Here is a 7,029-nt window from a genome sequence, read left to right as displayed (position 1 = left end):
GGCTGAGACCATAACGCAGCGACGCAGCCCAGAATTCGGTGATCGAAAAGCCGGTGCGGACCTGGAAGCCGGTCGAAACCTGGGTGTAGGTGGTGTCACGCGTGTTGTTGCCGGTGAAACGGAACGACCGGAAATCGCGGCGGAACACGTCCAGACCCAGCGCCAGGTTGCGGCCACCCAGATAGGGCTCGGTGAACCCGGCTTCGACGGAGCGCGCAAAGCTGGAGATGTTGCCCGACAGGCGCAGTTCCTGGCCGCGGCCGCGGAAGTTGCGCTGGCGCACGCTGGCCGAGAAGATGAAGCGTTCGATCGACGAGAAGCCGGCCGAAAGCTGCAGTTCGCCGGTGGGCCGTTCCTGGATATTGGCTTCAAGCGCGATGCGATCCGGCGTGGTTCCAGGCTTCTGCTCGATGTCCAGCTTGTCCTGGAAGAAGCCAAGGCCAAGCAGGCGGTCCTTGGAGCGCTTGACCTTGATCGAGTTGAAGGCATCACCTTCGGCCAGGCGGAACTCGCGGCGGATCACATTGTCGTGTGTGATGGTGTTGCCGTTGATCGACACCCGTTCGACATAGACACGCGGCACCTCCCCGATCTGGAAGGTGACGTTCATCTTCAGGTCTTCCTTGTTGCGCTCGAACTGCGGGCGCACGTCGGCAAAGGCATAGCCCAGAAGGCCAGCGGTTTCCGACAGGCTTTCGACCGTGTTTTCAATGGCCTGCGCGTTATACCAATCACCTTCCTTCATGCGGATGATCGGGCGGAATTCCTTGGGCTTGATATCGCGCAGCTGGCTTTCCAGTTCGATCTTGCCGAACTTGTAGCGCTCACCTTCTTCCACGACATAAGTGACGATGAAGTCCTTCTTGTCGGGCGTGAGTTCGGCCACAACAGAGGCGACGCGGAAATCGGCATAGCCCTCGGTCAGATAATATTGCCGCAATTTCTGCTGGTCGTAGGCCAGGCGATCGGGATCATAGGTGTCGTTAGAGGTGAAGAAGCGCCAGGTGCGGGATTGCTTGGAAGCCATCTGCTTCCTGATCGCGCCTTCCTTGAACTTCGTATTGCCCAGGATATTGATCTGGCGGATCTTCGATTTCGGACCTTCGCTGATCTCGAAGATGACGTCGACGCGGTTCTGTTCGAGCTGCACGATCTTGGGCTCGACACTGGCGGCAAAACGGCCGCCACGCCGATAAAGCTCAAGAATGCGGCCGAGATCGGCACGGGTCTTCGAACGGGTGAAGATCTGACGCGGCGCGAGACGGATCTCCTCGCGGATCTTCTCTTCCTTCACCCGCTTGGCGCCTTCGATGATGATCCGGTTGATGACCGGATTTTCCTTTACCTCGACGATGAGCGCGCCATTGTCGTCGCGGATGGTGGCATCGGAAAACAGTTCGGAGGCATAGAGCGCCTTCAGGGCGGTATCGAGCGCATCACGATCATAGCGGTCGCCGATGGCGAGATTGAGGTAGGAACGGACGGTTTCCGGCTCCAGACGCTCGGTACCACGCACCACGACGCTGCGCACGACCCCGGCATTGGCGGCAGTGGCCGGCAGGGCGGACTGGTTGCGGGATTCGGCAGCGCGCGCTTCGGCTTCGGCCGATGGGCGTGCCGGTTCTGCCGCCGGAGGCCGCGGGCGCTGCTGAGCCAGCACGGGCGCCGCCAGTGCCGTCGAGACCAGCAGCGCCGCCAGCGGGCGCCGCCAGCCTGCTGCACCACCAGCATCGCGAACAAAATTGGCTTCCATCAACCCCACCAACCTACCATCAATCAGCCCTGCGGCTCGCCGGTTGATCCCGCGATGCCCGAAAACACGCACTGCCAGACGGGCGGACCCTGTCATCCCAACAAGTTCGCCAGACGGTTCCACAGGCCGACACTTCCCATGTCATGCCAGGTCAGCACCGCCATCAGCGACATCAGTGCGGCAAACCCCGACATGAAGGCCCATTGCTGCACCTTTTGCGCCAGAGGCTGCCGCCGCACCGCCTCGATGCCGTAGAGCAGAAGATGGCCGCCGTCCAGCATCGGGATGGGCAGCAGATTGATGAAGCCGAGGTTGATCGAGAAGAAGGCCATGAACGCCACTGCCGAAAGAAGTCCAAGGCTGGCCTGTTGCCCGGCGATCTGCGCGGTCTTCACTGGGCCACCCATTTCGGTGATTGCGCGTTCACCCACGACCACCTGGCGCAGGGTGCGCCCGATCGTCTGGGTAATGCTCCACGTGTCGATCACCGCCAGGCGCAGCGCGTCGGCAACCCCAACCTGTTCCACCACTTCAGCCGGCCGCAATATGCCAAGGCGCGGGTGGCGCGAGACATTGCCGAACCGGTCGGTGCTTTCGACCATCATCGGCGTCACCACGATGCGGCGCTGGGCCGTGCCGCGTTGCACCAGCAGTTCAACCCGGTTGCCGGTGCCGGTGACAATCTCGGCGGTGATATCCTCGAACCGCTCGACCGCGTTGCCATCAACGGACAGGACACGATCCCCAACCGCGACGCCAGCACGTTCGGCGGCGCTGCCCGGCATGACGCGCTCCACGACCGGCGGCGAGGCCTGGTGGCCCAGCGCCAGATTGAAGCCGGCCAGAATCAGGATTGCAAACAGGAAGTTGATCGCCGGCCCGGCTGCCACGATGATGGCGCGCTGCCATAGCGGCAGGAAGGCAAACAGCCCACGGCGTTCCTTTTCCGGTAGCGACAGAATGGCCGGATCAACCTGGCTGGCCTCGTTCATGTCGCCGACGAACTTCACATAGCCACCGAGCGGGATGGCATTGATCTTCCAGCGCACACCGCGCCTGTCAGTCCAGCCCAGCAATTCACGGCCAAAGCCAACGCCGAATGCCTCGATCCTGGTGCCAAACAGTCGGCCGGCGAGATAATGGCCGCCTTCATGCACCACCACCAGCACGGCGATCATCGCGATGAAGCTTGCCAGCGTGAAAATCAGGCCGGGCTGCGGCAGGAAAGCGAGTTCGCTCATGCCGCGCGCTTCGCCACCAGGGCACGGGCGGTCCGGCGGGCGGCAGCGTCAATCGCCATCACCTCTTCCAACGTCGCCACCGGGCCCGAAGCCACCATGTTCAATGTTTCTGCCACGATGGCATCGATATCAAGGAACCCGGCTTGCCCGGCGATGAACGCCGCGACAGCAATTTCATTGGCCGCGTTCAGGATGCACGGCGCGCTGCCGCCCGCCCGCATCGCTGCCCACGCCAGTGCGAGACAGGGAAAGCGTTCCAGATCAGGTTTTTCGAACGAAAGGTTCGCAATCGCTGCAAGGTCGAGCCGCGCGGCTGGTGTGGCGATGCGTTCCGGCCAGCCCATCGCATAGGCAATCGGAATCCGCATGTCGGGGCTGCCCAATTGCGCCAGCACGCTGCCATCGACATATTCGACCATGGAATGGATGACCGATTGCGGGTGCACGATCACGTCCAACCGTTCCACATCAACCGGGAACAATTGCGCCGCCTCGATCAGTTCGAGGCCCTTGTTCATCAGGGTCGCCGAATCGATGCTGATCTTGGCGCCCATGCTCCAGGTCGGGTGCTTGCAGGCATCGGCCACGGAAACACCGCGCATCTCTTCACGGCTCTTTGTGCGGAACGGTCCGCCGCTTGCCGTGAGGATGACACGCTCGACCTGCGCCGGATCGTCATGCGGGAAGACCTGGAAGATGGCATTGTGCTCACTGTCCACCGGCAGCAGCGTGGCGCCGTGGGCAGTGGCGGCGGCGGTGACGACCGGGCCGGCGCAAACCAACGTTTCCTTGTTGGCAATGCCGATCTGCGCACCGCGCTTTACGGCCGCCATGGTCGGCGGCAGGCCGGCGGCGCCGACAATGGCGGTAATCACGATCTCGGCATCGCGGGCTGCGGCGTCCACCAATGCGCTTTCCCCGGCGCCGCTTTCGATGCCGGTGCCGGCCAGCGCCGCTTTCAACGCCTCGCCCTTCGCTGCATCGGCAATCGCCACAAAACGCGCGCCACATGCTTTCGCCGCACTCACCAGCCCGGCCACATCGCTGCCGGCGGTGAGCGCCTCCACCTGCCAGCGGCCGGGATTGCGTGCCACCAGATCCAGCGTCTGGCTGCCCACCGAGCCGGTGGCGCCCAGGATAGTCAGGCTGCGCGTCATCCTGCCCATCCGGTCATGGCAAAGGCTCCGGCCCCGGCAACGGCAGCCGGCACCAGGCCATCGAGCCGGTCCATCACGCCGCCGTGGCCGGGCAGCAGCGTGCCGCTGTCCTTCACGCCAGCCTGGCGCTTCAGCCCGCTTTCATACAGATCACCCAGGATCGACAGCACCGCCAGCGGCAGCGCCAGCACGGCCAGCCGGCCAATACCCGCCAGATTGGCATGGCCGGGCCACAGTAGCGCCAGCGCGCCGGCCACCAGCAGGGAACCCGCCAGGCCGCCCACGGCGCCACTCCAGGTCTTGTTGGGGCTGATCGCCGGCGCCAGTTTCGGACCACCGACCGCACGTCCGGCGAAATAGGCGGCGATATCGGCCCCCCACACCACGGCCATCACGAACAGGGTCGCGAAAAAGCCCCACGGCGTGGCGCGCAGCCAGATCAACGCCACCGCTGGCAGCCCACAATAAAGCAGCCCCAGCATCATCGGCCGGCCCAGCCCCTTCTGCAGCCGCCCCGCAAACAGGCCGAGCAGGCCAGCGCCGCCGCCCAGCAGCATCAGCGCTTCGGACGGATTGCCCATCACGGCCACCACCCACACCACCAGGCCCAGCACCGCCAACCCCAGGCGGCGCAGCAACAGCGGCAGCCGGTGCATGGCCGTCCATTCGGTGAACATCACCAGCACGGCGGCGGCCGCCAGCACGGCAAAGGCCGGGCCGCCCAGCCACAGCGCCGCAATCGCCACGGCCACCAGCACGACACCGGTCACCACGCGCTGGCCGAGCTGGCTTGCCGCCACCTTCAACGCCCCCCGAAACGACGTTCGCGGCGGGAAAATTCGTCCAGCGCCGCGGCCAGCGCCGGACCATCGAAATCCGGCCACAAGGTTTCGGTGACCAGAAACTCGGCATAAGCCGTCTGCCAGAGCAGGAAATTTGAAAGGCGCAATTCGCCCGAGGTGCGCAGCACGGCATCGGGCGGCGACAGGCCACCACAAACCTTGGCGGTATCGAGCCCGGCTTCCAGCATCTCGGCGGTTATGTCGTCAGGCGTAATCAGGCCTGCCACCGCATCGGCCGCCAGCGCGCGTGCGGCCCGCACGATCTCGCCCTGCCCGCCATAATTCAGCGCCATGATCAGTTTCAGCCCAGTGTTGGCCCGGGTCTTCTCGCGTGCGGCTTCCAGCAGGCTGACCAGATCGGGTTTCAATGCCCGCCAGTCACCAATGAAATCCAGGCACACGCCATTGCGGTGAAGCGTATCGATCTCGTTCTTCACATAATGGCGCAGCAGACCCATCAGGTCGCTCACCTCGTCAGCCGGACGCTTCCAGTTCTCGCTGGAGAAGGCGTAGAGCGTCAGCATTTCCAGCCCAAGGCCGGGTGCGGCTTCGACCACGCGGCGCACGGCTTCCACGCCTTCCCGGTGGCCAGCAATGCGCGGCAGCCGCTTGGCCTTTGCCCAGCGGCCATTGCCATCCATGATGATGGCCAGGTGACGGCAGCCGCCGGCCCCGCCATCCCCCACAGAGGCGGACGAAATGGCCGCAGGCGCCGTCACTTGCCGAGGATTTCCTTTTCCTTGGCTGCCACGGTCGTATCGATGTCGGTCATCGCCTTGTCGGTGATCTTCTGCACATCGGCCTCAAGGCGCTTCTGTTCGTCCTGGCTGATCTTGCCCTTCTTTTCGGCGGTCTTCAGCGCTTCCATGCCGTCGCGGCGCACGTTGCGGGCGGCAATCTTGGCCTTTTCGGCATAGGTGCCGGCCAGCTTCACCATTTCCTTGCGGCGCTCCTCGGTCATGTCCGGGATCGGCAGGCGCAGCGTCTGGCCATCGGTGATCGGATTGAGCCCCAGACCGGCGGAACGGATGGCCTTTTCCACTGGCGTCACGTTCGACTTGTCCCACACCTGAACGGAAAGCATGCGCGGTTCCGGCACCGTCACGGTCGCGACCTGGCTCAGCGGCATCGACGAGCCATAGACTTCCACGTGCACGGTATCGAGCAGGCTGGTGTTGGCCCGCCCGGTGCGCAAGCTGCCCAGATCATGCTTCAACGCCTCCACCGCGCCAGCGGTACGGCGTTCCAGATCGGCCTTGAACGGGCCGGGTTCGAAATCAGCCATTATTCAGTCCCTCTGAGATTTGCGGTTCCATGGGACCCACCGTGGTCGACACGCCTTGGCCGGCCAGCACGCGGGCCAGATTGCCTGGTTCGCGGATGTTGAACACCACGATCGGGATTTCATTGTCACGGCACAACGAGACGGCCGCGGCATCCATCACCTTCAGATTGTCGGCCAGCACCCGATCATAGCCGATGCGGTCAAACCGGCGGGCATTGGGGTTGGTCTTGGGATCACTGTCGTAAACACCGTCAACGCTGGTGCCCTTCAACAGCGCATCGCATTTCATTTCCGAAGCGCGCAGAGCGGCGCCGCTGTCGGTGGTGAAATAGGGCGCACCCACGCCGGCGGCAAAGATCACCACCCGGCCCTTTTCCAGATGGCGCTTGGCCCGGCGCAGGATCAACGGCTCGCACACCTGGTTCATGGCCAGTGCCGATTGCACCCGCGTCGAAACGCCGATGGCTTCCAGTGCGTCCTGCATGGCGAGCGCGTTCATCACCGTGGCCAGCATGCCCATGTAATCGGCGGTGCTGCGGTCCATGCCCTTGGCGGCACCGGCCATGCCGCGAAAAATATTGCCGCCACCGATTACCAGACAGATATCATAGCCGGCATCCTTGGCGGCCTTCACCTCGCCCGCCACCCGCGCCACCGTTGCCGGATCGATCCCGAACGACTGGTCACCCATCGCGGCCTCGCCCGACAGCTTCAGCAGGATGCGCTTGTAGGCAGGGGCGGATGACGTCAT

At 64.1% G+C, this 7,029-nt stretch carries 7 protein-coding genes; all 7 read right to left on the bottom strand.

Going from position 1 to position 7,029, the window contains the following annotated elements:
- The coding region (gene bamA, locus RT662_RS07630) for an outer membrane protein assembly factor BamA (protein ID WP_313670114.1) at positions 1–1,753 on the bottom strand (1,753 nt) is incomplete at its 3' end.
- Positions 1,754–1,845: 92 nt separating this feature from the next.
- A complete protein-coding gene (gene rseP, locus RT662_RS07625) occupies positions 1,846–2,994 on the bottom strand; it encodes an RIP metalloprotease RseP (RefSeq protein ID WP_313670113.1) in 1,149 nt (382 codons plus the stop codon).
- On the bottom strand, positions 2,991–4,151 hold the full coding sequence (locus RT662_RS07620) for a 1-deoxy-D-xylulose-5-phosphate reductoisomerase (RefSeq protein WP_313670112.1): 1,161 nt from the start codon (positions 4,149–4,151) through the stop codon (positions 2,991–2,993). Before RT662_RS07620 ends, rseP begins: the two co-directional genes overlap by 4 nt.
- A complete protein-coding gene (locus tag RT662_RS07615; RefSeq protein ID WP_313670111.1) occupies positions 4,148–4,951 on the bottom strand; it encodes a phosphatidate cytidylyltransferase in 804 nt (267 codons plus the stop codon). The genes RT662_RS07620 and RT662_RS07615 overlap by 4 nt, the downstream gene beginning before the upstream one ends.
- A gap of 2 nt (positions 4,952–4,953) precedes the next feature.
- Positions 4,954–5,712, bottom strand: a complete 759-nt coding sequence (gene uppS / locus RT662_RS07610; protein ID WP_313670110.1) for a polyprenyl diphosphate synthase — start codon at positions 5,710–5,712, stop codon at positions 4,954–4,956.
- Positions 5,709–6,278 (bottom strand): ribosome recycling factor, encoded by a 570-nt coding sequence (gene frr / locus RT662_RS07605; protein WP_313670109.1) that lies wholly within the window; start codon positions 6,276–6,278, stop codon positions 5,709–5,711. The genes uppS and frr overlap by 4 nt, the downstream gene beginning before the upstream one ends.
- Positions 6,271–7,029 carry a UMP kinase gene (pyrH, locus tag RT662_RS07600; protein WP_313670108.1) on the bottom strand — a complete coding sequence of 253 codons (759 nt, stop codon included), beginning with the start codon at positions 7,027–7,029 and terminating at the stop codon, positions 6,271–6,273. Before pyrH ends, frr begins: the two co-directional genes overlap by 8 nt.

Origin of the sequence: Sandarakinorhabdus sp., assembly GCF_032115815.1 — a bacterium.
In the GTDB taxonomy this organism is placed as follows: Bacteria; Pseudomonadota; Alphaproteobacteria; order Sphingomonadales; family Sphingomonadaceae; genus Sandarakinorhabdus.
This window is presented reverse-complemented; position numbering and strand designations above follow the sequence as displayed.